The organism is Paenibacillus sp. TSM33 (assembly GCF_056099025.1).
On record NZ_JBLZXB010000017.1, the window covers coordinates 770,675 to 794,167 of the forward strand.

17 protein-coding genes and 2 pseudogenes are annotated in these 23,493 nt (G+C 43.3%); 6 read left to right on the forward strand and 13 right to left on the reverse strand.

Translation table 11 applies throughout. The annotated features are described in order from the left end of the window. Positions 1-77 precede the first annotated feature (77 nt). The 3 genes from ACN6NF_RS15520 to ACN6NF_RS15530 all read left to right on the forward strand — a co-directional run bounded on the left by ACN6NF_RS15520 (position 78) and on the right by ACN6NF_RS15530 (position 4,945). Positions 78-1,796 (forward strand): NAD-dependent malic enzyme, encoded by a 1,719-nt coding sequence (locus tag ACN6NF_RS15520; RefSeq protein ID WP_474318483.1) that lies wholly within the window; start codon positions 78-80, stop codon positions 1,794-1,796. 100 nt (positions 1,797-1,896) lie between these two features. Beyond that, complete coding sequence (locus ACN6NF_RS15525; protein ID WP_016822411.1) at positions 1,897-2,856, forward strand: AEC family transporter; 960 nt, start codon at positions 1,897-1,899, stop codon at positions 2,854-2,856. 325 nt (positions 2,857-3,181) lie between these two features. After that, entirely contained in the window at positions 3,182-4,945 is a 1,764-nt protein-coding gene (locus ACN6NF_RS15530) for a methyl-accepting chemotaxis protein (protein WP_474318484.1), read from the forward strand. Positions 4,946-5,040: 95 nt separating this feature from the next. On the opposite strand, the gene ACN6NF_RS15535 is transcribed toward ACN6NF_RS15530, so the two are convergent. The 7 genes and pseudogenes from ACN6NF_RS15535 to ACN6NF_RS15565 all read right to left on the reverse strand — a co-directional run bounded on the left by ACN6NF_RS15535 (position 5,041) and on the right by ACN6NF_RS15565 (position 15,518). Then, positions 5,041-6,093, reverse strand: coding sequence for a glycoside hydrolase family 53 protein (locus ACN6NF_RS15535; RefSeq protein ID WP_474318485.1), 1,053 nt, complete (start codon positions 6,091-6,093; stop codon positions 5,041-5,043). Between the two features lie 98 nt (positions 6,094-6,191). Next, positions 6,192-8,279, reverse strand: a complete 2,088-nt coding sequence (locus ACN6NF_RS15540) for a beta-galactosidase (RefSeq protein ID WP_474318486.1) — start codon at positions 8,277-8,279, stop codon at positions 6,192-6,194. Positions 8,280-8,307: 28 nt separating this feature from the next. Beyond that, a complete protein-coding gene (locus ACN6NF_RS15545; protein ID WP_016822415.1) occupies positions 8,308-9,186 on the reverse strand; it encodes a carbohydrate ABC transporter permease in 879 nt (292 codons plus the stop codon). 27 nt (positions 9,187-9,213) lie between these two features. Beyond that, positions 9,214-10,104: an ABC transporter permease gene (locus tag ACN6NF_RS15550; protein ID WP_016822416.1), complete on the reverse strand. Its 891-nt coding sequence runs from the start codon at positions 10,102-10,104 to the stop codon at positions 9,214-9,216. Positions 10,105-10,293: 189 nt separating this feature from the next. Further along, positions 10,294-11,976 carry a type 2 periplasmic-binding domain-containing protein gene (locus ACN6NF_RS15555; RefSeq protein WP_044785295.1) on the reverse strand — a complete coding sequence of 561 codons (1,683 nt, stop codon included), beginning with the start codon at positions 11,974-11,976 and terminating at the stop codon, positions 10,294-10,296. A gap of 120 nt (positions 11,977-12,096) precedes the next feature. Continuing rightward, the gene (locus ACN6NF_RS15560) at positions 12,097-13,722 is read right to left on the reverse strand and encodes a response regulator transcription factor (protein ID WP_474318487.1); all 1,626 of its coding nucleotides are present in this window, start codon (positions 13,720-13,722) and stop codon (positions 12,097-12,099) included. Beyond that, positions 13,697-15,518: pseudogene (locus ACN6NF_RS15565) on the reverse strand (sensor histidine kinase). The gene ACN6NF_RS15560 and the pseudogene ACN6NF_RS15565 overlap by 26 nt, the downstream one beginning before the upstream one ends. A 114-nt stretch (positions 15,519-15,632) precedes the next feature. Here ACN6NF_RS15565 and ACN6NF_RS15570 point away from each other — a divergent pair. Further along, positions 15,633-15,809, forward strand: a complete 177-nt coding sequence (locus ACN6NF_RS15570) for a hypothetical protein (protein WP_474318488.1) — start codon at positions 15,633-15,635, stop codon at positions 15,807-15,809. On the opposite strand, the gene ACN6NF_RS15575 is transcribed toward ACN6NF_RS15570, so the two are convergent. After that, entirely contained in the window at positions 15,802-16,239 is a 438-nt protein-coding gene (locus ACN6NF_RS15575) for a NucA/NucB deoxyribonuclease domain-containing protein (RefSeq protein WP_474318489.1), read from the reverse strand. The genes ACN6NF_RS15570 and ACN6NF_RS15575 overlap by 8 nt on opposite strands. Before the next feature lie 141 nt (positions 16,240-16,380). Here ACN6NF_RS15575 and ACN6NF_RS15580 point away from each other — a divergent pair, with 141 nt between their 5' ends. Both ACN6NF_RS15580 and ACN6NF_RS15585 read left to right on the forward strand, forming a co-directional pair. Further along, positions 16,381-16,575: a hypothetical protein gene (locus ACN6NF_RS15580; protein WP_016822421.1), complete on the forward strand. Its 195-nt coding sequence runs from the start codon at positions 16,381-16,383 to the stop codon at positions 16,573-16,575. Between the two features lie 385 nt (positions 16,576-16,960). Then, on the forward strand, positions 16,961-17,263 hold the full coding sequence (locus tag ACN6NF_RS15585) for a hypothetical protein (RefSeq protein WP_013371923.1): 303 nt from the start codon (positions 16,961-16,963) through the stop codon (positions 17,261-17,263). A gap of 77 nt (positions 17,264-17,340) precedes the next feature. Here ACN6NF_RS15585 and ACN6NF_RS15590 read toward each other — a convergent pair whose 3' ends face one another. The 5 genes and pseudogenes from ACN6NF_RS15590 to aspS all read right to left on the reverse strand — a co-directional run bounded on the left by ACN6NF_RS15590 (position 17,341) and on the right by aspS (position 23,371). After that, positions 17,341-19,227: an Ig-like domain-containing protein gene (locus tag ACN6NF_RS15590; protein ID WP_474318490.1), complete on the reverse strand. Its 1,887-nt coding sequence runs from the start codon at positions 19,225-19,227 to the stop codon at positions 17,341-17,343. A 120-nt stretch (positions 19,228-19,347) separates the two neighbouring features. Next, positions 19,348-19,770 carry a YolD-like family protein gene (locus ACN6NF_RS15595; protein ID WP_474318491.1) on the reverse strand — a complete coding sequence of 141 codons (423 nt, stop codon included), beginning with the start codon at positions 19,768-19,770 and terminating at the stop codon, positions 19,348-19,350. A 16-nt stretch (positions 19,771-19,786) separates the two neighbouring features. Next, positions 19,787-20,455, reverse strand: coding sequence for a uracil-DNA glycosylase (locus ACN6NF_RS15600; RefSeq protein WP_474318492.1), 669 nt, complete (start codon positions 20,453-20,455; stop codon positions 19,787-19,789). Between the two features lie 259 nt (positions 20,456-20,714). Next, a pseudogene (locus ACN6NF_RS15605) lies at positions 20,715-21,376 on the reverse strand (S-layer homology domain-containing protein). Positions 21,377-21,601: 225 nt separating this feature from the next. Further along, positions 21,602-23,371, reverse strand: coding sequence for an aspartate--tRNA ligase (gene aspS / locus ACN6NF_RS15610; protein ID WP_474318493.1), 1,770 nt, complete (start codon positions 23,369-23,371; stop codon positions 21,602-21,604). Between the last annotated feature and the right edge of the window lie 122 nt (positions 23,372-23,493).

Here is a 23,493-nt window from a genome sequence, read left to right on the forward strand (position 1 = left end):
TAAAATAAGGCGTATACTTGTTCACGAATTGTTCAAGGATTAACCGAATGTATTTTTTTAGAAAGAAGGAATTGGAAATGCGTGCTTTTCATGTTACGGAAGATGGAACGATCGAAACCAAATTAACCGGAAAAGATCTTCTTGCCAACCCACTGCTGAACAAAGGAGTGGCTTTTACGCTGGAAGAACGTCAGCAGCTCGGACTTGACGGCCTCCTTCCTCCTACCATACTCACGATTGAAGAACAAGTTCAACGGGTGTATGAGCAATTTCAAAGCCAACCGGATAATTTACGTAAAAACGTTGCATTAAATGATCTTTTTAATCGGAATACTGTCCTTTATTATCGTTTGCTTTCCGAGCACTTGAGCGAGATGCTTCCGATTGTCTATACACCAACAGTCGGTCAGGCTATTCAGGAATACAGTCATGAATATCATAAACCGGGCGGTATGTATCTATCTATTGATAATCTTGCTGGCATCAAAGAAGCTTTTAAAAATTTGAACTTGGGCCCTGATGATATCGACCTGATCGTAGCTACAGATTCCGAAAGTATTTTGGGAATTGGGGACTGGGGAGTTGGCGGTATTAACATCTCTATTGGTAAGCTTGCTGTATATACAGCCGCTGCTGGTATTGATCCTAGCCGGGTACTGGCCGTTGTGCTGGATGCAGGTACAAACAACGAAAAGCTGTTAGAAGATCCTTTATACATGGGGAATCGTCATAAGCGTGTACGTGGAGAACAATATGATCAATTTATTGATACTTATGTTCAAGCGGCACTTTCTTCTTTCCCGAACGCACTGCTGCACTGGGAAGATCTAGGTAACGTCAATGCTCGCAATATTATTAATAAGTACGGAAATCATATTTTGACGTTTAATGATGACATTCAAGGCACCGGTGCAGTTACACTTGCAGGTGTGATGTCTGGTGTCCAATTGTCCGGAATCCCTCTGAGCAAGCATCGGGTTTTAGTGTTTGGTCCAGGAGCTGCCGGAATCGGCAATGCAGACCAAATTAGTGCGGCCATGATGCTGGAAGGATTGTCAGAAGCTGAAGCAAGACGTAACTTCTGGGCATATGATTACCGTGGCCTGCTTACCAATGAAACGGAAGGACTTCTCCCATTCCAGGTCCCTTATGTGCGTGATGCCGCCGAATGCCGTGACTGGGAACAAGCTGAAGATGGCAAAATCCCTCTGCTTGAAGTTATTCGCCGCGTGAAACCGACGATTATGATCGGAACTTCCGGTGTTGCTGGAGCATTTAGTGAGGAAATCGTGAAAGAGATGGCCAAGCATACAGAACGCCCTATTATTATGCCAATGTCCAATCCGACTCCTCTGGCGGAGGCAACTCCTGAAGACCTGATCCACTGGACGGATGGAAAAGCCCTTATTGCAACAGGAAGTCCTTTTGAGCCGGTAATCTACAACAATATTACGTTTGAGATTGGACAATCCAACAATGCTTTTGTATTCCCGGGTCTTGGTCTTGGAGCAATCGTAGTAAAATCCAAAATTATAACAGATAGCATGTTTGCAGCAGCTGCCCATGCAGTAGCTCAAATGGTTGATTTGTCACAGCCTGGTGCTTCCCTGCTGCCAAAAATCAACGAACTGCGAGAAGTATCTGAAGCTGTAGCAGTGGCCGTCGCCAAGGCAGCCGTTCAAGATGGAGTAGCGCGTCATCAGCCGGATGATATCGTACAAGCGGTTCGGGAATCCATGTGGGAATGCAAATATAAACCCATCAAACAGTATGGACAGGAAGCCGTTCTGGTTTAAAAATAGCGAACAACATCAAAATTTATACTTGCTGTAAGCAAAGTGATTATTTAACTGATGTCCGCCATTTTTGGCGGACATCTTTATTGGAGGCGACATCATGGCTACAGGTCATATCTTTATTATCTTAATTCCTATTTTCTTTGTCATTTTAATTGGTTATTTTGCAGGTTTTTTTAAAGCTTTTAACCCAGCTTCTTCTAAGGGGCTAAATACACTGGTAACCAAATTTGCTTTACCTGCACACTTGTTTATTGGTATTACGACGACACCAAGAGAGACATTAATCCAAAAGTGGCCCTTTCTTGTTGCTTTGCTGCTTGGCGTGATTGGCTTTTATATTGTATTGCTCATCTTATATCGCTTAATCGCAAAAAAAGGTCTGACAGAATCCTCCATGTTCGCATTGAATTCAACACAGCCCTCTTTTGCATTCATGGGGATTCCCGTTTTGGGCAGCTTGTTCGGAAGTGCGGCAGTGGCCATTCCTATTGCGATTACCGGCATCGTTGTTAATGCGATTCTTGATCCGCTTGCAAGTATTTTGGGAACGGTCGGTCAGCGTAAATCAACACAATCTGACGACACTAAAGGCAATTTATTTAAAGTCACTATAAAATCTGTCCTTCATGGACTCAGCGAACCGCTGGCTTGCGTTCCCTTGATTGGTGTTGTATTGACTTTATGCGGATTCCAAGCTCCAAAACTTTTGCAATCTATGTTTGACCAAATCGGCAATATTACTGCGGGTACGGCTCTATTTGCTATCGGGGTAACTATTGGGATTAAAAAGATTACGTTCAGTCCAAAAGCACTTAGTATCGCTGTGCTGAAAGCAATCGTGATGCCTATGGTTATGCTCGGTATTGCTGTTCTGATCGGACTTTCCCCTGAGGATGTAACCAAAGCCGTACTGCTTGTCGCGTTTCCTGGTTCTGCTGTAGCTGCTATGATCGCGACCCGTTATGAATCCCTGGAAACAGAAGCGGCATCAGCATTTGTTATAAGCTCAGTATTATCACTTATTTCGCTCCCTCTGCTCATTTCACTACTTGTATAAGGACAAAAAGCTTTCAACGTTCAGCGAAAGGCTGTTATATATAATGATTAAGGGCATTCGTTCGCCCTCATTTATCTTATTTTTTAAATATTGTTCAAACAATAAAGTGATTTAATTGTATTTTGAGTTGAAACCAGATATCCCGTCTTGCTAGCAAGCGGCGACCTACATTTATTGCATGTGGGTTGCCGCTTTTGTTTTTAGTGAAACCAGTAAGTATATCCCAATTGTAATAATTCGCTAACATTTATAAAGGAAATTGACGAAATATATAAGGGATAGCTGAACTGTAGCATTAAACTAAAATTTAAAGGAGAAGAAACTTGTGAAAAACTTGAAGTGGAGCACTATGTCCTTTTTTGGTAAAAATCTATTAATATCTTTTCTTAACATCGTATTAATAGGTGCTATTCTTATCACATCTAGCTATATACTTCAAAAGAACATTCTCACCACGCAGCTGCAAGATCAGGTTAAAGTGCTGACCAAAAAATGGGCAGAAGATGTTGACAAAACAAAAGTACAACAAGCATTAAGCGAAAGAGATTACAACGGTTCTGTTCAACAGGAATTACGCAAATTTCTAGATTCTATTCACACATTTTATCCTAACGTCGCCCAAGCTTACATATTTGGGACAGAACTAAAAGAAGGAAATCAAACCTCCATTATTGGCGTTCCCACTAATTTGGTTCAAGCTTTCCAAGACTCGAAGATGAATATTGGGGATATGTACACTCTGCCTGACGAAAATGCAGAAGCCGTAAATAAAATGCTTCAATCCAATGAATCAGCATTGAGCAGCTTTTATACGGACGAATATGGCACATGGACTACGATTGTTTACCCGATTACAGATGCAAGCGGTAAAGTCACAAGTGCAATTTACTTTGACGTAGATGCGAGCTCTGTACCTACGGGTCTTCATAAGCTGCTTGTATATGGTGTTTCACTGCTCATTCTGTTTCTTGCTATCTTCTTGACAATTCAATACTTGCTGGTAAAACGCACGCTCTCCCCAATTCGTTCCTTGATGAAGGGAATTGAAGAAGTCAGCGAGGGTAATCTGAATGTAAAAATTAAGACAGGACTAGACGACCTTGGTATTATTAATCAAAAATTTAATTCTATGATCAAGCGCCTTAACGATACAATGGTGAAAGTACAGGATACGACGCAAGAAGTTACTGGATCAGCCCAGGAATTGTTAAGCATCAGCGAGAAAAACAGTACGAATACAAACGTCATTAACAGCAATATCCGGGAAATAACCCAGGGGCTTGAAGCTCAGGATCACGCAGCACTTGAAAGCTCCAGGGCTATGAATGAAATGTCTACAGTGATCCAAACCATCGCTGAAAGCTCCTCTTCTGTTGCGGATCAAGCTTATTCCATGGAAAAGCGCTCCGTTGAAGGCAATCAGGTAGCCCAAAAGCTATCCACTCAGATGGACTCTATCTCCACTACAATGGAAAGTACAGTGGATTCCGTTAATGCATTGCAGAACCGTTCTAACGAAATCAGTAATATTGTAAGCATCATTACCGGTATTGCCAGCCAAACGAATCTGCTTGCCCTCAACGCTTCGATTGAAGCTGCCAGAGTCGGCGAAGAAGGCAAAGGTTTTGCAGTAGTAGCTGGAGAAGTGCGTAATTTGGCTGAACAGTCTCAAGAATCCGCCAAACAAATTGCAGAGCTTATTGAAGAAATTCAAAAAGAGATTGAACAAACTGTAAAAGGCATTAGCCTGGGTACAAAAGAAGTTCACGTCGGACTGGAAGTTACGAAGCAGACAGGCGAAATGTTCTCTGAAATTTTAGAAGCGTCCAACAAAGTGTCGTCACAAATCCAGGAGGTATCTAGTGCAACTGAGCAAATCTCGGCCAGCACGCAGGAAATGTCAGCTACCTCCGACGAGTTGTCTTCCACAGTTAGCAAAACAGTCAACAGCAGCAAACAAATTGAACAAACCATTGGGGAACAGACAGAGTCTATGGCTTCGATTGTCCAAGCTTCGGACAAGCTTACATTGATGTCCGGGGAGCTGGAAGAGCTTATTTCATTCTTCAAAGTAAACCGGGAAGTCTAAAAATTATAACTACCCAACCATCATTAACAACAAAGAACCTCTAATCTGCATAGAATGCGCATTAGAGGTTCTTTGATATGCTCTTACGTCGTTCTTTAGTTTAAAAAGCCTTCCAACGCTGAGGTTGGCTTACCGTCAGCCTGCCAAGCACCTTTGTTATAACCTTGATTATAACCTGGGGTTGCAGCCGGCTCCCAATAAAATACGCCTACGCCTTTACCGCCTCGGATACTCCGAACCTTCGTTTTGATTGCAGAAATAAATGCCTTGGAAGCAGCAGGTTCATTATATTCCATTCCGATTTCACTGATGACAATGCCTTTACCATATTTAGTAATTAGACTATTGGCATTGGTAATCGTCTGATCCACCTTACCCTGCCAGTCAGAGGAAGACGGATATAGAGACAGTCCAATAAGGTCAAACTGAGCTCCATTATCAATCAGTCCACCAATGTTCCAGTTCAAAACGGAACTGTTATCCCCGTTAGCTAAATGTACGATCGTCTTGGTGCTGCTGCTTACTGATTTAACAGCGTTATTCCCTGTATTGACGAGCCACGCATAGTTTTTCATATTCACTGAGGCTTTGCCGTCATCCCAGAGCATGCCATTGTTCGTCTCATTGCCGATTTGCACCCAATCCGGTGTCACACCCTTGCTCTTCATCGTGTTCATAACATAGACGGTATGGGACCAGACCGCATCCATAAGTTGTGTAAATGTAAAATTGCGCCACGCGTAAGGCTTATTCTGCTGTCCTGGGTCAGCCCAGGAATCGCTATAATGCAGGGTCAGCATAACGCTCATGCCTAACTTTTGAGCTCGCTGCGCAAGTTCTGCTGCCTTCTCGGCATTCATGTATCCGCTTGCATAATCCTTCATGTCAGGATTTACCCAGACGCGAATACGAACCGAATTGATCTGATAATCGTCCCGTAAAATTTGCAGCACATCCCGGCGAACCCCTTTTTTATCCTTCCAGGTCATACCTTGGGCTTCCATCCCTGCGACCCAGCTTATATCTGCTCCTTTGGCGAAAGCAGGGGCGGCCGAAGCCGCACCCACTCCCACAGAGCCCAATGGGTACAAAAAGCTGGATAACAAGATCAACATCGCAAATACCATAGTACGTTTACCTGTTTTCATAAGTCATCCCCTATCTAAATTGTATACTCACATTGCCTCTGGCCAATCCACCTGCACCCTCACTCGGGAATCGGCAGCGATCACATGTATAACGTGTTCTAATTATTACGCTCTGCCTTTAGAACCTTTACAGTATAGGCACCCAATTGAACGCTGCTGTCTGCTAGCACATGATTTTCAAGCATATCCGCATAAGTTCGTCCATCCAGTGTAATCTCTTGCGGCTCATGCGTAAAATTCATTACAAAAATATAATCATGAACTCCATCGGTACGAATCGCCGTGTTCACCCCATGTGGCAACTGCACATCGAGTGCTTTACTGAGACCTGCATCATCAATTAAACTTTTGTAAAAATGACTATGGAATAGTCCGGTGTTGCGTGATGCGATGTAATAAGCTTTTCCCTGTCCCAAACGGTTCACCGTTAAAGCCGGGCGGCCTGCATAAAAGTCTGCCCCATACTCAGCCAGTACCTCTGCACCCTCCGTATGAATAAGATCACACAATTCTACAGCTTCATATTCCCCTTGTAGATCCAGCTCATTGCCTTCAATCGGTATAATGTAGTTACGATCGTGATCATGTAATCCATCAATCTCTTCCGACCAGATCCCCAGTGTCTTACGAAGTGGACCTGGAAAGCCTCCAAGGAAACACAAATCATGTTCATCCACAATGCCGGACCAATAGGTTGCTACGAATATGCCACCGTTTTCAACATACTTCTGTATACGCTCCCCTACACCGCTACGGACCATATACAACATTGGGGCTACCAAAAGCTTATATTTGGAGAAATCTGCATCCATATGAATGACATCTACTGGCACTCCCTGCTCCCACAATGCCAAATAATGTGCTTCAGCCGTCTCCTCATATTTCACGCCTTTGTTCCGCGGTCCCTGTGAATCGTTGATTCCCCAACGATTCTCCCAGTCAAAGATGACTGCGGCCTCAGCCGGTACGGATGTACCGATCACCTCTTCCAGTTTTTCCAGCGCATGACCGACATCTTTCACATCCCCGAATACCCGAGTATGCTCGTGTCCTACATGATCGACGACTGCACCATGCAGCTTTTCACTCGAACCGCGACTTTTCCGCCACTGAAAATATTGAACGGTGTCTGAGCCGTGCGCCACAGCCTGTAAAGACGATAGCAGATGCATACCTGGTCGCTTCAGCTTGCTAACGTCTTGCCAGTTCGTCAAACTTGGCGTACTTTCCATGAGCATCCAAGGTTTCCCACCTTTAATGGAGCGAATAATATCGTGCATCATAGCCACTCTCGCAGCCTGACGGCTATCATCACCTTCACGGTCATGCCACGTCGGGTAACTATCCCAGGATATAACATCGAGCAGATCAGCAAACTTCCAGTAATTCAATCCTTCAAAAAACTCCATCAAATTGGTTGTGACTGGAATGTCCGGATTCGCAGCCTTAAGCGGCACAATCTCATGCTTGATAAAATCTGCCGTCTGTTCGGTTACAAACCGTCTCCAGTCCAAATTCATGGCATGAACCTGCGTTTCACCATGGGGTGCCGGAGATTCGACTTGGCTCCAATCTGTAACTGTATGACTCCAAAATGTTGTCCACCATGAATGATTAAGCTGATCCAGCGTACCATATTTATCCTGCACCCAAGCACGAAACGCCTCCTGACAATAATCACAGTGACAGTCTCCACCAAATTCATTGGAAATGTGCCAGCCAATAACAGCAGGATGATTAGCATAACGCTCAGCCAGCTTCGTATTCATGATACGTACTTTTTCCCGGTATACAGGCGACGTATAACAGTGGTTATGTCTAAATCCATGTAAGTTACGGACACGGTTAGCCCCTACACGCAGCACCTCGGGATATTTTTGCGACATCCAGGCTGGTCTTGCTCCGCTAGGAGTGGCCAAAAACGCATAGATTCCGTTCTCAGCAAACGAATCCAGAATACGATCCAGCCATTCAAACGTAAACACACCTTCCTCAGGCTCTAATGAAACCCATGAGAAAATGCCGACAGACATCACGTTACATTTGGCTAATTTCATCAAGCGGATATCCTCCGCTAACACCTCGGGATATTGCTGCCATTGCTCCGGGTTATAGTCTGCTCCATGCAGCATACGTGGAACTCGCTCACTAATGGGTGGATACTTGGTTATGTTTGGATATGTCACTGTAAATCATCTCCTTGTATTAGTTCTGTTACTCTTTGACGGAACCTAACGTCATACCTTTAACAAAATACTTTTGTAAAAATGGATATACAATAAGAATAGGCGCTGCACCAATGAAAATTTGTGCTGCATTAACCGTCGTCTGAGACAGTAACTCCATCTCTTTGGGACTCATGCTCATGGAACTCATATCCTTCTGTATAATTACAGTTTGCAGGAACGTCGCCAGCGGATAATCCTTTGCATTGCTCAAATAGAGCAGACCATCAAACCATGAGTTCCAATGAAATACCATACTGAACAGCGCAATCGTCGCAATGGAAGGCATGGATATCGGTAAGAAAATACTAAACAATGTCCGAAAATGCCCTGCTCCGTCGATCAATGCCGCCTCTTCCATCTCTTTGGGGATACCTCTGAAAAAGTTCAGCATAAGAATGACCAGAAATGTATTGACCGCTCCTGGCAATACAAGTACCCAGAAGCTGTCCATAAGATGAATCTTTTGAATAACCATATAAAATGGAACCAGACCACCGTTAAAAATCATACTAAATACAAACAGCCATGAATAAATGTTGCGACTACGGAACACCGTGGTTTCCTTCGAAAGCGGATAAGCAGCTAAAAAGGTAATCAGCAGCGTCAAGCCGGTTCCCAAGACAGTTCGGCAGACGGAAATCCAGATGGAGTGCAGAAAAATTGGGTTATTCATCGTCTTCTTATAGGCTTCTAAAGAAAATTGCACTGGCCACAGTCCAACCAGATTGGCATCTGCTGCTGATTTAGCACTAAACGATACCGCCAACACATGGATCAGTGGAACGATACACATGATAGACAATATCACAAGCAAGCAAATGTTGAACACATTAAAAATGCGGTATGGCGTTGTTTTATGATACATGACTCTCCCTCTTTCAGCCTCGTGGAATCAGAATATGCGGTAACCTGCCCATTTGTAAGCAAGCCGATAAGATATCAGAATGAGAATCATACTGATAACGGATTTGAACAACCCAATGGCGGTAGCAAAGCCCATCTCCCCATTGATCAATGCTGTCCGGTAGACGAATGTGTCAATAATATCGCCTTTTTGGTATACCAGCGGATTATAAAGGTTGAAAATCTGGTCAAAACCAGCATTCAGAACATTACCAAGGGCAAGCGTCCCAACAACGACCACCATCGGAATCAATGATGGTACAGTAATGTGCAGCGTCTGTCTCCACCGGCTCGCTCCATCCATTTCAGAAGCCTCATACAACGAAGGATTGATACCCGCCAGTGCAGCGAGGAATACGATGGTATTGTAGCCAAACTCTTTCCATATGTCCGATACAATGACGGTAAAACGAAACCAGTTGTTATCTCCCAGAAAGAAGATAGGCTGGATTCCTATACTTCCAAGAATCCGGTTCATAAATCCGTCAGTAGCCAACAGATCAATCAGAATTCCGCCCAAGATTACCCAGGACAGAAAATGTGGCAGATACACCAATGTCTGAATGGAGCGCTGAAGTCCGACCTTGCGAATTTCATTCAGCAGGATAGCAAAAACAAACGGAACCAGCAGATTGAAAAACATCTTTAACACAGCAATAATCAGCGTATTCCATACGACCTGAAGACTGTCCTCCCGTTGGAACAAAAAGCGAAAATTATCCAGTCCAACCCATTCAGAACCAGTTATGCCTAGCCAAGGCTTGTAATTTTGAAAGGCCATCACGATGCCGCCCATTGGAATGTAGCTGAATACAATTAAGAAAATGATGGCTGGCAGCAGCATGATATGAAATGGCCACGTACGTTGCAGACTTCTCATTGCAGTTCCTCCTGTAACTCTCATGGTATACCTCAATTATAAAAGCGTTTTCGCAGTCCCAACAGTTCAAAAAACCAACATACATGGCACAAAAGCAATCATTTTTATTTAATCCATATGAAGCTGAAGTAAAAAGACTGTCCACCTTGGGACAGCCTTTTACAATCTGTTTTACACCATCGACAACTTTTACTTTTCGACGCTCTTATACCATTCGTTTACTTCATTTGTAATTTGTTCGCCACCAGCGGCTTTCCACGTCTGTACAAAGGTATCAAAAGCGGAAATCGGCTGTTTGCCATAAATAATTTCATTGAACGTCTGGCTTTCAATCTTATCGAGATAATCCTTTTTAGCCTTCATCGTTGGCGTGGTTGGTCCTGTAAACTGATCTTTCATAGAGATATCCTTTTGTTCCATAAGCACTTTGGCCGCTGCGGGAGTGTCTTTCCCGTAATTCACCATTACATCTTTCTCCAGTCTGGTTTTCGGTTCTGCACCGTCAGCCAAGCTTAACAAAGCCTTCATTTGGGCATCAGGGATACGTGCACCATCACGAACCAGCAAATAACGAATAGAGTTTACATAACCACCCGGTATTTTATCAATAGACACCAGCTTTCCATTGGCATCTAAATCATAATCGTAGCCCTTAAACAGCCCATTCGACAAATCACCGTCCGGTTTGGCATTTGCATAATGATCAAACAAGTAATTTTGATATGTGAAGAAGGCTTCAGGATGCTGCATTTGTTTGTTGATGAGTACGACACCATTGGTGTACTGCGTTCCATGGCGCATAGCTTTGTTGTCAGGTCCGGCTGGAATCTTGATCGGCTTCCATACAGCACTCGGCGCATTTTTAACCGTATCTTGAAGCGGCCATCCGCTCATCCAATATGGCCCAGGAATCATCCCGGCTGTCCCTGCAACTGTAGGTTCTGTCGTTTTATTTTCATCCCATAATGCTGCTTCCTGAGGGATATATCCTTTTTTGAGCCACTCGCTCAGTTTTTGCAGACCCGGCTTCATGCCAGGCTGGACAGAGCCATATTCCAAGCTGCCGTTTGCACCTTTGTTCCACTGCTGGGGTAGTGTGCCATAAGCCCCGAAAATCCAGGATGGGTCACCCATCCAAGTGTTCATGGATGTTTTGAAACCGATGCTGAGCGGGGTCACTTTGTCCGGAGCCAATCCGTCCGGATTTTTGTTTTTAAAGGCATCCATCACTTTTTCCAGATCATCCATCGTCTCAGGAGCCTTCATCCCCAGCTTATCCAACCAATCTTGTCGTACCCACAATACATAATCATGGTTATAGGCGAAATCAAGCACAGGGATACCCATTTTTTTACCATCCCGGCTATACTGATTCCATACATTCGTATCCTGACTCATGGCCTGCTTCCAAGAATCCGAAGCATATTTATCAAACAACGGGCCAACTTCAGCGAACATACCGGAATCGATCATATCCTGGGCCAGCTGCTCATTCTCCGTCCCCAGTACAACGACATCAGGCATCTCCTGACCAGAGGACATCGCCAACCGCAGCTTGGTAGCAAACGCACCGTTTGTATCCGTGACAGACCAGAGTGATTTTATATTAATACCAAATTTCTCTTTGGCCCATTTCGTCGCAACGTTATTTTCGATAGATTCGCCATTTTTAAATTTTAAGGCGGGATCTACCCCCCATACCGTGGATATTGTAACCTCTGGGTTGTATTTTTCTTTGTATACGTTTTCAGTTTTAGCTGTGCTGTCCGCGTTCCCATCATTTCCTGCACCTGAGCAGCCCACAAGGCCAACCCCTAATACCATAGTTGCGGCGAGCAACGACAGAAGCTTTTTCTTCGAATGAACTCGCATCTTGTTCCCCCTCTAAAAATCATTTTCTACTCTTTTATTATAAGAGGGCTTTTCTTAGCAGCCTATGTCACAAAATAAATATTTCTGCACCTTTCCCAACTGATCTTTACTCATTCGTCTTTACTGGTCCCGAAATTCATGCGGAGTCATTCCATAATGTTTTTTGAACATCTTGCTGAAATATTGGGGATTCTGATAGCCGAGTTCAGTTGTTATTTCATATATTTTTTTGTTGGAATATTTGAGCAAATAAAGAGCCCGTTCCATTCTCATTCGGATAATATAATCTCCCAGGCCTTCCCCAGTTTCGGCTTTATAGATTTTGGACAAATAGACGGGATGAAGATAAACCTGATCGGCAATCGTCTTAACAGACAGCTCCTGTCCTTTATCCTGGGCAATCAGCTCCTGAACCTGCTTGACCACATAGCTTTTGGCGCTTTGCTCACTTGCGGACCACTCGGCTTTAAGCTTGTTCATCATGGAAAATATCCATTCTTTGAGGTGGGGGAACGAATGAACTAATTTCTGTGCATGTAACGGATCGAAGCCTACTTGGTCCATCTGTGTAATGAAACGTCCTTGTTTGTGAGCTGTATACATAAAGGCGCTCGTTACCGAAATAAACAGCTCATATAAATGCTCGCGTGTGTACCCCACCTCTTCCATTTTGCCAAATACACGGCTTATTTTTGCTTCGGCCTCTTCCCATTGCCTAGACTCTAGCAGATGAGTTAGCGTAGGGTGCGTATAAAGCCCTTCCAGCGACTTCACTGAGCTGTGTGACTGTTCTGTCTGCTCTTCTATAAATAGCAGTGGATTCGTCTCCTCTTGTTGGTTCCAGTATAAGGATCTGATCGCTGTCTGATATAGCTTAGGCAGCTCATTGGGAAAATTAAACCAATTCGTTAATGTGACGTAAATTTCCCCTTTCAAGTAATTGCTCACATTTTTTCGAAAGGTTTCAATCGCTGCACGTAAAAAATGATTGTGCTCATCCACAGTCCTTTCAGCAAATAATCCCCAATTCCCTTCTATTAATACGATGAGGCAATCATGTGGCGCTTTGCAATGCCAAACATGAAAATCAGGAGCGAACACTTCTTCAGCAATATTTCCAATCGCATACTCAATTAAGGACACTGAGTGATAATCCATATCAGAAAAATGCTTGCCTAGCTGAATAAGCAGCATACTGGCAGGATGTTCTGTGCGTAGCTTGATTTCGTACTCGGACATTTTGTCCTTTATTTTTTGTACAGTCAAATCACGCCCGAGTAACAAATCATGCATCAAATGAGTGCGCAGCACACCGTAATCGTTCCTGCGACTGTATTGTAATTGATGAACCTTGTCGAATGCTTCCCATTCTTCCTTTAGCGAATCCATGGCTGCTGACACACATTTAATAAACTCATCATCATCCACCGGCTTTAAAATATAATCAAAAGCCTTAAGCTGGAGCGCTTTTTTAGCGTATTCAAAATCAGCATAGCCTGTCAGTAATAAACTTCGAATGTGCGGCCAACGTTCGTTTACTTCAACAATCAGCTCTAATCCCGTCATGCCAGGCATACGAATGTCCGTAACCAGAATATCAATATCATGCGCTTCCAGCACATCTACTGCTGCCAAGGCTGAAGCTGCTTGATGTACCCTCTCAATTCCCAATGACTCCCACGGTATGGTAGCCGCCAGGCTTTCGGTAACATAGCTCTCATCATCGACTAGTAATATCTGAACCATCAGTATCCTCCAATTTAACTATTTCTTGAATTTGATGAAGAATGGAACAACCCGTCTTCCTGCCCTTCTTCCATTGACAGTGGCCATTTTAAAATCACTCTCAAGCCTCCCAACGGAGACAACGAGAATTCCAGCCCGGCGTTTTCACCAAAATGTAATCGCATTCGTTGATGCACATTCCATAAACCATAGCCACTTTTCTCGTCCACAGGCTTCTCAAGTGCTAATGTCAAGGATGTTATATCCTCTTCACTCAAACCGAGTCCGTTATCGTCTACAATCAAGTACATGGATGAGCCGATGCACTCAGTCATAATACGGATGATCCCCTCCTCCGCCTGAGGTTCTATTCCATGCAGCACTGCATTTTCCACCAGGGGTTGCAACACAAGCGGTGGAACCAGCAGACTACTCGCCTGTGAAGAAATATCAATAGTGAACGTTAACCGTGGCATACGCATCTGCTGAATTTTCAAATAATATTGTACAAACTCGACTTCATCCGATAAAGGAACCAAATCTCTTTCCTGTCTTGTCGTATAGCGATAATATTTGGACAAATTATGAGCCATAGCCACGACCGCCTCATGATTGTGCAGCTTTGCCATACTCGTAATAAAGGAAAAACAATTATAAAAAAAATGGGGATTGATTTGAGACTGGAGCTGCTTTAGACGGGCTTCCTTCACATGCAGCTTCTCAACGTAAACCTTCTCAAACAGCTCCTGAATCTGTTCGACCATCAGGTTGAATTGACGTGACAGAAATGCAAACTCATGACTACCCTTAGGACTTAAACGAACAGCATAATCTCCATCCTTTAATCTCCGAAATGCCCGCACAAGCTGGAGAATCGGGACTTGTACCTGTGAGTGAAGTAGATAAGCACCGATGATGCCTACTAGTAGTGAGCCAACAACGGTTATATAAAATAGTCGGTTAGATGAGTAAATCGGAGACATCATATCGGACAAAGGCATGTAGTCAATCAAATACCAACCTGTTGTTTGCGAAAGAACGACGTGAACAAGGTAACTCTCTTCTCCAATTTTCATGGTCAAATTATCAACTTCATGCAATCCCAATTTCTCCAGTTTTGCAATCAGCTGGCTTGACAATTCTTCATTTGCAGAGCGATTATAAATCACACCTACACCTTTTTTATAATAAAAAGGCTCCTTTCGCCCATCGCCTTTAAAGCGGTCAAGCATGTCCTGAATGTTGCTGCTATCGAATTCCACTTTAATAATTGTGTTAGCGGTTTCCGGATTAGCTAGTGAGGAAAACGGGGATAAGGTATACAATGAAAATATAAATTGATCCTTGCCGTACACTCTTTTTTTAGATACCTGCCAGCCATTTGTAATTGATTGGTTCAAAACCTTCTGATCATAATAACTGGCTCCATTCTCCGATACAACTCGTCCAAGCGAAGGAGAATATATACTCAGCCCTGTTCTCCAGTTCGAAGAGCTTTCCTGAAGCCCAAGCTTAGTTTGAATCCGCTTGACAAGGTTAATTCCATCCAGGTTGAGAGTCTTGTCCCTTAAAAAAATCGCTTGAAAACTAGCTACATCAGGATCATGAATCAGCAGATGCGGCCAGGAGGAAATCATTTCAATATTCGTATTCACCTGGTTTTGAAAAAAAGTCAGCTGATTATAATTGGATTGATTCAGTTCCTCACGTAATACGCCTGTCGTTGTCTGATTAGAGTAGACATACAGAAGCAGCACAGGTATCAGCAATACGATAACGATGGAAACGATTTTAGTATAAAAATTAAATTTAAACATGAGTTTTACACATCCTCTGCACAAAAAACAGGCATACTCAAAAGGTATGCCAGAGCCCTGACCTTCGTTGCCGCCACTACATACTATACATTATTAAGGGTTGGCGGTGATAATATGTTTGACGCTAAGCAAATGGAATGGTTAAATCAACTATCCGCTGAAGACCTGGCCATTTTAGGTGCGGGCTTCAATACACTAGGTGATTTTTTTGATTTTCTGGCGCTGATTAAAGCCAAACAGGAAACATCTAAGGAGCTAAAAGGTAAAAACACTAAATCAAAAACTATTTAATAACGAATTTTACACGAGTCCCATCCTCATACTGATCTAACTGGTGACTGACCCATGATCCTGCCCCACGGTTATCCTTAGGAGCTATGTATTTGACATTCGCACCCTTGCCCCCTTCTGAGCACATAGCCATCGGCCATTCATCACGATCAAACCCTTTACGAGTAGGAACACCCGCAAGCGAATGCTTACGATTTTGCTCGGCTCCTTCCCGGTCAATTGTGCATACTGGTGATTTTCCCGCTTGAATAGCTTCCTTAATATGCTGCGCCGTTTCAGGATAACGACCTGACGGAAACTGTAGCGTTACCTGAGCTGATGAAGGCGGGTTCTCTCCTGTTATTTTCGTAAGAAGATTGTCTCCTTCAAACCAGTACGCTCCCACAGCTAGCAACACTAAGGCTATAAAACTTAGCAACTTTTTCTTCAAATTCCCTCTTCCTTTCAAGCTATTCCAGTAAATGACCTTCAGCTAAGGTAATCCCCAGATTTTATTTTTTGTAACCCCTTACCGACTATAAAAAAAGGTTAAATATCCGACGACAAATAGTATAGAGAGGAGGTTGTACGAATGAACGATGAGATCAAACTGGCCGTGAGCCAAATGCAAGCTGTTGTAATCCGGTTACTGAATGGAAATACCGTAATTGGCTGGCCTAAGCTCCTATCTGATCAAGAAACTCAGCAATTCAAGCTCTACGATGACGAACACGTATATACGATTTCCGTTAATGACGTGGATACAGTCGCAAGAGTTATTGTATAAGATACAGAGAACGACTTAATGAGTCATCCAGCGGACAAGCCCAAACAAGGCGCACCACAGGAGAAGACTAATCAGAATTCCCCAAAATAAACCTTTAAAAAGCTTCATACCATACTGACAACCTTTCCGACTGGGCTTTTTCCCCATTATAACATGTCAGAAAGACAGCTGTCGCAGCCTGCTCTTACATTGTCTTTGTATCATATATTTCAAATTTTGAAATCATGATACAAAGGAAAAAGCGCAGAATCCCGAAATTAGGCCTGATCACCATTGAAAATGCAATCATGACATAATAAAAGTCACAATTTAACCGAAATTTAATGAAATTTTTCCGAAAATGATGTATAATTATTGACATAACAAAACGCACGAGGTGATCATCATGGCATTATTAAACAGAGTTAAGGAATTAAAATTACAACTGCCTAACGAGCATCATAGCATTTCACAATACGTGGAGCATGCATTGCATTCGATTGACAGTTTTGTAGAACAACATCGTCAATTTGTAGCTGCTCAAGCTTTATATGGTGAAAAAATCAACGGTACGGAAGAAAGATTATTTCGCGACACAATCGCTGAAATTAAAGCCCAACTGGTAGCTACTCTGGAGAAAACAGTTGAAGATTTCGCGCACAAAGGCGATAAGCACTGGAAAAATCATTATCAGGACGGCGTAGAATAAGCTGAAAATAAAACCCCCGGTCTTTGGACCGGGGGTTTATTTGTTTGGTATACGCCAGATGTGGCAATGTACGTAGACTATTTTAACACTTTGGCAGATGTCGTTACCTTCTTACCACCATAGACTACTTTAATACTGGAGCTTCCGCTATCCAAGGCCTTCACCTGACCAGCTGTAACCTGTACGATCGACGGTTTGGAGGATGTCCATACCGCAGAATTGGTTACATTTGTAGTCGCACCTGAATCATAAACTGCACTCACGCTAAGGACTTGAGATGAGCCCTTAGGCAACTTCAGGTTTTTATTGCTCAATACCAGCTTGAGCAGCTTAGGTGTAACCTTAATCTCCACGTTAAACGACTTATCCTGGTACGTACCCGTAATGGTTGCCGTTCCAATTCCAACAGCTTTAATGGAAGACCCTTTTACGACCACTACAGAAGCATTCGATGTTGTCCATTTCACTTTGCTGCTCAGAGTAACTTTTTTACCATCTGTATAATTGCCGACGACTTTGATGGACTTACTTCCCTTCAAATTCATCTCAGCATTCGAAAAACTTGGTGTCAATGTAGAAATGGCTCCCTCCACAATGACAGGCACTTTCACGTATTTATTCATATACATTGCCTTGATTCCCGAGTTTCCACCACTCACCGCTTTTACTTTTCCATTTCCTACTGTAACTGCAGCTGTTGTAGCTACCCAGCTTACCTGGTTGGTAACATCCAGTACTCCGCCACCAGCCATGTGTGCTTTTACAGTCGGAATACTCGTTTCTTGGCCTGCAACCAATACATATTTTTTCTCAGAAGCCGTCAGCTTGAGAACCTTATATTGTACGGTCACTGGAATGTCCAGCTTGAGTGCACCTACTGTCGCTGTCAATGTTGCACTACCTGGGTTTACTGCAACCAGTTTACCATTTGCAATTTTGACTGCACTCTCACTGCTTAAGCTCCATTTTACATCGGATTGAACTGCTTTTTTGGCTCCATTGACCAAATAGGCAGATATACTCGGAAGGGAAGTTTTGCTTCCAGTTTCGAGAGTCAGACTGGCTTTGCTTGAGACCAATTTTTCGACAGTCGGAAGTACATTGATCTTCAGAGTCTTGCTCAAACCGTGATAGGAAGCTGTAATCGTTGAATTCCCTACATCCATCGGTGTGATTTTACCTTGCTCCACAGTGGCAACCAACGAATTAGAGGAAGTCCATTCTGCCGTGTTCGTCACATCTGTTTTGCCGCCAGTCAGGTTCACATCGGTTGCAGTAACCTGAATTGGGGAGCTACCCAGATAGACTGATTTGGAGCCAGATGCACTCAGTGCCAGTGCCTGGGATGAAGAGCGCACATACACGATCAATTGAGCATTAAGGCCATCTTTGGCGGCTTTTATGTAAGTCACGCCTTTGGCAAGAGGATGTACAAGTCCATTTTCTACGGTAGCAACGGCTTCATTCGTGGATGTCCATTCCACGCCGGACACATTTTCCGTGCCACCTCCGCTAAGCACACCTTGAGCAGTCAGTTGCTTCGATTCTCCGCCAATAGTCAGATTCAGAGGACCCGTCGGATTGAATTGCAGCTTGCTGTAAGGCGATTTTACCGTAATCGTTGTACTTACCGTTTTCTGACCATATGTGGCAACAATCTTAATCTGCCCTTTGGACACTGGGGTAATGAGTCCCTTTTCTACCTTTAAAATACTTGAGTCCCCGGAGATCCATTCAGCTTCTTCGGTTACATCCGTTTTACCAGTCTCCGTCACAGACCACACTTTTAATTGAGCGGGGCTTCCACCCAGATTGATTGTGGTTGGATTTTGACTGTCCCACTGTACCGTAGAGGTCGTTTTCTCCTCAGCCCGGATCAAACCTGCTGGCCATGCTGCGAATACAAACATCAGCAAAGCAAGTAAGAAGGTACTCCGTTTGCTCATACGTTTCATACGCTCCATTCGTTTCTCTCCCTTGGTTTCATTCTATAAAACAGGATATTATTAACAATCCCATTATCTTTTATCGGTAAGCAGCTAACTAAATTGAACCCTTCATCAAAAAAAGGTGAATTATAACAGTTAAAGCTCTCCACGCAGTGATCTCACTACAAATAAATGCCCTGCCTTGGATAAGGTTTGTCCATCCTCAAGAGTCACATGGTCTGCCGAGTGACTAACCAGCCTTACATTGTAAGCAATCAGCTGATCATCTCTCCAAATCGTCACCGCCGACTGAAAATGAATGGCATTATCAAACTGTAATGGAACGTTCATTACATAACCGAAAGCGTTCAGCTTAGCTGGATTGCGGCTTTTACGCTCACGCCCCGGAGGAAGCATGGTAATATGCGTAATATTTTCAAAAGGAATAGCCAGCATTTTCGGGCCCAAAATAACGCATTTTCTTATATCATCCCATTTTTCAAGTGTGCCGCGCACCTTCTGGGTATGACCGTTGTTGCCATGATATAAAATGACCTGACGTCCCTTCCATTGACGCATGTCCTCACCTCCCGTGCTAGCGGTTAGGAATCTCCCATCGAATCGGTTCCATTCCATGCTCCTGCAAAAATGCATTGGTACGCGAAAAAGGCTTGCTGCCAAAAAAACCTCTGTGAGCCGCCAATGGACTCGGATGAGCGGATTTCAGCACCAAATGCTTGCTGGTGTTTACGAAGCTTGCTTTTTTCTGAGCATGGCTCCCCCACAAAATGAACACTGCCGGCTGTTCACGTTCATTAATCGCTTCAATGACAGCATCCGTGAAACGTTCCCAACCTATTCCCTGATGAGATTGCGGTTGTCCTTCACGCACGGTCAGCACGTTGTTCAGCAGCAGTACGCCTTGCTCAGCCCAAGGAACAAGATATCCCTGATTCGGAATCGGAGTGCCGACATCATCGCGCAACTCCTTGTATATATTTTGTAGAGACGGCGGTGTGCGCACACCGGGTCTAACCGAAAAGCTCAAACCGTGAGCTTGTCCCTCTCCATGATATGGGTCTTGTCCCAATATAACCGCTTTGGTCAGATGATATGGCGTTAATTTGAGTGCTGAAAACAAGTCCTCTTTTGGAGGATATACCTTATGTAACTTGTACTCTCGGGCTAACGTATACCTTAATTCATCAAAGTAAGGCTTTTCGACCTCTTCTCGTAGTACCTCATCCCAGTCATTCCCGAACATACCGCTGTCTCCTCTCAATATGTAAATCTGTGAAAGCTGTAAACTTTTGTCCAAACAAATAAAGCTGACCCCTCATCCGGAGCCAGCTTATTTATTCGTTACTTGTGTTTCTATGCCGAAGGACCAGAAAAGTATTCTTACGATAGTCAACTACCGCAGGGTCTAAATTCGATTTCCTTATTATAGCATTCACGGTATTGATGTCAAGTAACTGAAAGCTTAAATTCCTCAGAAGAAAAGCTCTTTATTGCTGTATTGGTTACGACTTTGGATGTGCATTCAGGTATTCCAATGCATTGTATAACATAACAGCAGCTTCGGCACGTGTAATTACACTCTTGGGATGAAATTCTCCCTTCCCATCCAGTACATTAACCTTGTACACTAGCGAGCGTTGAATACTACCTTGGTAAGAAGGCTCCAGTTCGCTGTCATCCGCAATATTTGCAGGTGCGATTTTAATCATGGGAAGACCACCTGCTTTTTCCATACCTTGAATTAGCATGTGGGTGAACTCTTCCTTGGTCAGTGCTTTGGCAGGATTGATATCTTTTGGAATGTCTACACCGTTATAATATGCGTTGATAAAAGCTTCAGCGTACCAGGCGGTATCCCTAACCTGGGTAAACAGTCCACTCGCCTGTGGCGCCTGGTTCAAATCAATGGCGGCCAAACTGAGCTGAAATCCGCCCGAGATCAACTGAATCCCCTGGGAGCGGTCACTTTAGATGAGGGGAGAAACTGCGTGGCAGAGGCACCTTTAAGTAACCCCCGATCTTTAAGGGTTATGATTTTTTCTTTGCCATTTACATGGTCCAAATCCTTGAATGGACTGTCTGCCGCAGACAAATGACCTCCAATCGAGAAGGACAGCAGAGCTACAGTCGTAAGGGCTGCGATTGCACTTTTTCTCATGCTCATGTTAAGTTCCACCTTGTAGTTGAATTAGGCCGCTTGGCCGTTAACAACTTCTTGACGTGGTTCAAGCTAGAAAGGTTGCAGCAGACGCTACTACCCTAAAGTGCACAATCTAAGCTAAATAAAAAAACTCTCCTCTGCTTCTAGCAGGGAGAGTTTTAAGCTCACTCAATCGGATTTAATTGCGTACTGGATTCAGACTTGCTTTCAGGATCTTGTTAAACCCGTTTATTCTGTTTGTGGCTGAGCATTTGCCAATTTTATATGAACATCTCTCAATTGTTTGTCAGTAACCTCCGAAGGAGCTCCCATCAATACGTCCTGTGCTTTGCTGTTCATTGGAAAAGCAATAACCTCTCGAATATTCGATTCATTTGCAAGGATCATCACAATCCTATCAATTCCAGGTGCTATACCTGCGTGAGGAGGTGCCCCAAATTGAAAAGCATTAAAGAGTGCAGGAAATTTACTCTTGATCTCTTCATATGTATAACCCGCGATCTCAAAGGCTTTTACCATAATCTCTGTATCGTGGTTACGGACGGCACCCGAGGACAGCTCAATTCCATTACATACAATATCATATTGGTACGCCAGGATATCCAGAGGATTCATATTCAGCAGCGCATCCATACCACCTTGCGGCATCGAAAACGGGTTATGGCTGAACTCTATTTTATGAGTATCCGGGTCCAATTCAAACATGGGGAAATCAACAATCCAGCAAAACTTAAACGTATCCTTTTCTAATAAATCCAGCCTTTTGCCTAATTGATTTCGGACAGCACCGGCTATTTTTCCGACATTTTTAAGCTCATCGGCAGCAAAAAACAGTGCATACCCCGGACCGGCTTGCGTTACATCGATCAATTCGTTTTTTACCTTCTCCGGTATAAACTTTGCAATCGAGCCGCTGAGAGACATATCATCATTAAACTTAATCCATGAAAGACCTTTCGCTCCAGCCTCCATAGCAAGGTTCACGATATCGTCGTAAAAGCTTCTTGGCTGTGCTTCACAACCAGGAGTGGCAATAACTCGTATCGTTTTATTTTTAAACACTTTAAAATCAGTCTCTGTAAAAAGCTCTGTAACATCATGGATAATTAATGGATTTCTTAAATCAGGTTTATCGCTCCCATATTTGAGCATGGCTTCTTGATAGGGAATTCTACTAAAAGGCTTTGAAATTTTAAAATGTGTAAATTCAGAAAAAACTTCATATAGCATATTTTCAACGACATTAAAGACATCTTCCTGTGTAGCAAAAGCCATTTCCAAATCCAGCTGATAAAATTCGCCGGGTGATCTGTCTGCCCTTGCATCCTCATCTCTAAAGCACGGAGCAATTTGAAAATATTTATCAAAGCCGGAGACCATTAATAGTTGTTTGAATTGTTGAGGTGCCTGAGGCAAGGCATAAAATTGACCTGAATGAACTCTACTAGGAACTAAATAGTCTCTGGCGCCCTCTGGAGATGAACTTGTCAGAATCGGTGTCTGAATCTCTAAAAAATCCAAATCAATCATCTTTTTTCGGATACTTTGAATAACTTTAGAGCGAAGCACAATATTATCATGCAGATTTTCATTGCGTAGATCCAAGAAACGATACTTTAATCTTAAATCTTCCCGGGCTTCATGTGCTGAAGATACTTCAAAAGGCAAGGGGTTCATGACCTTCCCTAACACTTCGATCTCCTTGGCAACGACTTCAATATATCCGGTTTTCATTTGGGGACTGATCGTGCTTGCAGACCTGTGACATACAGTTCCAACGACAGAGATGGTTGATTCCCTGCTGATCTTGGATGCAAAATCTTTTAACTCATTAGGATCAGAGACAACGATTTGCGTAACCCCATAATGATCCCTAAGGTCAATAAAAACAATCCCGCCAAGGTTACGCATATTTTTAATCCAACCTGCAATTCTCACGATTTCCCCGACATGCGTTTGATCCAGTTCTCCACAGTTATGAGTTCTATATCTATGCACAGAAACACCCTCTTTCTTTTACCCTAGTATCTACATGTTTCAATGATGTAACCCATGGTCTGATTGCATATATTGTTACTCTATTCTGCATGAATCCGGCCATGGGCTTATTCGGTTAGAAT

Bases quoted from the DNA above. Each gene is read 5' to 3' on its own strand.
- ACN6NF_RS15520 (WP_474318483.1), top strand. From the start codon at position 78: ATGCGTGCTTTTCATGTTACGGAAGATGGAACGATCGAAACCAAATTA.
- ACN6NF_RS15525 (WP_016822411.1), top strand. From the start codon at position 1,897: ATGGCTACAGGTCATATCTTTATTATCTTAATTCCTATTTTCTTTGTC.
- ACN6NF_RS15535 (WP_474318485.1), bottom strand. From the start codon at position 6,093: ATGAAAACAGGTAAACGTACTATGGTATTTGCGATGTTGATCTTGTTA.
- ACN6NF_RS15545 (WP_016822415.1), bottom strand. From the start codon at position 9,186: ATGTATCATAAAACAACGCCATACCGCATTTTTAATGTGTTCAACATT.
- ACN6NF_RS15550 (WP_016822416.1), bottom strand. From the start codon at position 10,104: ATGAGAAGTCTGCAACGTACGTGGCCATTTCATATCATGCTGCTGCCA.
- ACN6NF_RS15555 (WP_044785295.1), bottom strand. From the start codon at position 11,976: ATGCGAGTTCATTCGAAGAAAAAGCTTCTGTCGTTGCTCGCCGCAACT.
- ACN6NF_RS15560 (WP_474318487.1), bottom strand. From the start codon at position 13,722: ATGGTTCAGATATTACTAGTCGATGATGAGAGCTATGTTACCGAAAGC.
- ACN6NF_RS15570 (WP_474318488.1), top strand. From the start codon at position 15,633: ATGTTTGACGCTAAGCAAATGGAATGGTTAAATCAACTATCCGCTGAA.
- ACN6NF_RS15580 (WP_016822421.1), top strand. From the start codon at position 16,381: ATGAACGATGAGATCAAACTGGCCGTGAGCCAAATGCAAGCTGTTGTA.
- ACN6NF_RS15585 (WP_013371923.1), top strand. From the start codon at position 16,961: ATGGCATTATTAAACAGAGTTAAGGAATTAAAATTACAACTGCCTAAC.
- ACN6NF_RS15590 (WP_474318490.1), bottom strand. From the start codon at position 19,227: ATGGAGCGTATGAAACGTATGAGCAAACGGAGTACCTTCTTACTTGCT.
- ACN6NF_RS15595 (WP_474318491.1), bottom strand. From the start codon at position 19,770: ATGCGTCAATGGAAGGGACGTCAGGTCATTTTATATCATGGCAACAAC.
- ACN6NF_RS15600 (WP_474318492.1), bottom strand. From the start codon at position 20,455: ATGTTCGGGAATGACTGGGATGAGGTACTACGAGAAGAGGTCGAAAAG.